The sequence below is a fragment of the Stenotrophomonas maltophilia group sp. Smal17 genome, from assembly GCF_030237045.1.
In the GTDB taxonomy this organism is placed as follows: Bacteria; Pseudomonadota; Gammaproteobacteria; order Xanthomonadales; family Xanthomonadaceae; genus Stenotrophomonas; species Stenotrophomonas forensis.
Genome location: NZ_JASJSU010000173.1, coordinates 1 through 1,843, shown reverse-complemented (window position 1 = coordinate 1,843; position 1,843 = coordinate 1). Strand labels below are relative to the sequence as shown.

The following is a 1,843-nucleotide window of genomic DNA, read 5'->3' as shown; positions in this document are numbered from 1 at the left end:
AACGGTGCATGAGGCTGCCGGCCAGCGGCCGGCACTACCGGAATGCGGTGCCGGGCAGTGCCCGGCCCATCCTTCAGTTGTCCAGCTCCAGCACCATCCGCACCAGGCCTTCGGCGCCGGTGGGGTGAGGCACCGGCTTGAAGCCCAGCGAGGCGGCCAGCTGCTTCATCGGCTCGTTCTCGGCGGCCACGTCGCCGTACAGGCGGTCCAGGTACTTGCCGCGGCCCCACTTCACCAGCTTGCGCATCAGCTGCCGGCCCAGGCCCTGGCCGATCAGGAAGCGGCTGATCAGGATCGCGTACTCGGCTTCACGGGTACCGGGGATGATCGAGGCCCGGGCGACCGCGCCGACCACCGCTTCGCCAGCGGGCAGGGATTCGGCTGCGACCAGGGTGATCTCGGTCTTGGGATTGGGGTGGGTCAGGCGCTGGGTGGTTTCCGGCGACAGCTCGGTCACCGCCTGCAGGAAACGATCACGGATTTCTTCCGGCCCGAACAGGCTGAACGCTGCTTGCAGCGGCGCGCCATCTTCCGGGCGGATGGGGCGGATCAGCAGCTCGTGGCCGCTGGGAGCCTTGAAGATCTCATGCCAGGGCGGCATGCGGTTGCGAGTGGCCATACCGGGTGATTCCTTGGTGGTCCATCGATTGTGGCATCACCGGGGCTGCATTCCGTGAACGAAAGGCTCACGGCGGTACAGCCTCGTGAAGGCCGTTATTCGGGGGCTTTGAGCCAATCCAGGCGGGTGCTGGCACCGGGTTCGCCCAGGTGCTGGCGCAGCGCCGGCAGGGCTGGGCCGACCACCCGATCGAACTGCCAGGGCGGGTTGAGCAGCAGCATGCCACTGCCGTTGAGGCGCAGCGGCGAGTCATCCGGGCGCACCAGGAACTCGATGGTCATCGCCGACTTCACCGGCAGCGCGCTGGCCTTGCGCAGGAAGTGCAGGATGGTGCGGCGCTGCTTGATCGGGAACCACACCGCGCAGGTGGCCTGCGGCCAGCGTGCCAGGGTCTCGGCCAGGGCGGCCAGGATGTTCTGGTACTCGGCGTCCTGGGCCTCGTAGGGCGGGTCGATCAGCACCAGGCCGCGGCCGATCTTGCTGCCGTTGAACTTCGGCGGCAGCAGCGAGCGCAGCAGCGCGTAGCCATCGCCCGGACGCACATCGACGCGGCTGTCGTGGGCGAACAAGGCCTTCAGCGTGGCGGTTTCGGGTTCCTGCAGCTCACACACCGCCATGCGGTCCTGCGCGCGCATCGCCTGTGCGCTCAGCAGCGGCGAGCCCGGGTAGTTGGTCAGCGCGCCGACCGGGTTGTCGGCCTGCACGGCCTTCAGGTAGCGCTCGACCACCTCCGGCAGCTTGGGCTGGGCCATCAGCCGCATGATTCCGGACTCGGCCTCCAGGGTCTTGCGGCTCTCTTCACTGGCCAGCAGGTAGCGGCCGGCACCGCCGTGGGTGTCGAGCACGAAGAACGGGCTGTCCTTGCGCTTGAAGCTGTCGATCAGGGCCAGCTGCACGATGTGCTTGAGCACATCGGCGTGGTTGCCGGCATGGAAGGCGTGGCGATAGTTCATGGGCGGCAGTGTACGGGGCGGCGGCCGCAGCGGCTATGCTGCGCGCCATGACAGCCCCTGTTGCCCATGTCCTGGTGGTCGAGGACGAAGCCGCCATCGCCGAAACCGTGCTCTATGCGCTGCGCAGCGAAGGCTATGCCGCCAGCCACTGCCTGCTCGGCAGCGAAGCCCTGCAACGTCTGCAGGCCGGCGGCATCGATCTGCTGGTGCTGGACGTGGGCCTGCCGGATCTGGGCGGCTTCGAGGTGTGCCGGCGGCTGCGCGCGCAGCC

3 protein-coding genes are annotated in these 1,843 nt (G+C 68.4%); 1 reads left to right on the top strand and 2 read right to left on the bottom strand.

The annotated features are described in order from the left end of the window. Positions 1 to 73: 73 nt before the first annotated feature. The gene (locus QRO93_RS21400; RefSeq protein ID WP_004150340.1) at positions 74 to 619 is read right to left on the bottom strand and encodes a GNAT family N-acetyltransferase; all 546 of its coding nucleotides are present in this window, start codon (positions 617 to 619) and stop codon (positions 74 to 76) included. Positions 620 to 714: 95 nt separating this feature from the next. Continuing rightward, positions 715 to 1,572: a 23S rRNA (adenine(2030)-N(6))-methyltransferase RlmJ gene (locus tag QRO93_RS21395; protein ID WP_006425982.1), complete on the bottom strand. Its 858-nt coding sequence runs from the start codon at positions 1,570 to 1,572 to the stop codon at positions 715 to 717. Between the two features lie 35 nt (positions 1,573 to 1,607). Here QRO93_RS21395 and QRO93_RS21390 point away from each other — a divergent pair. After that, positions 1,608 to 1,843: response regulator (locus QRO93_RS21390; protein WP_285304359.1), on the top strand; the 236-nt coding region annotated here is incomplete at its 3' end.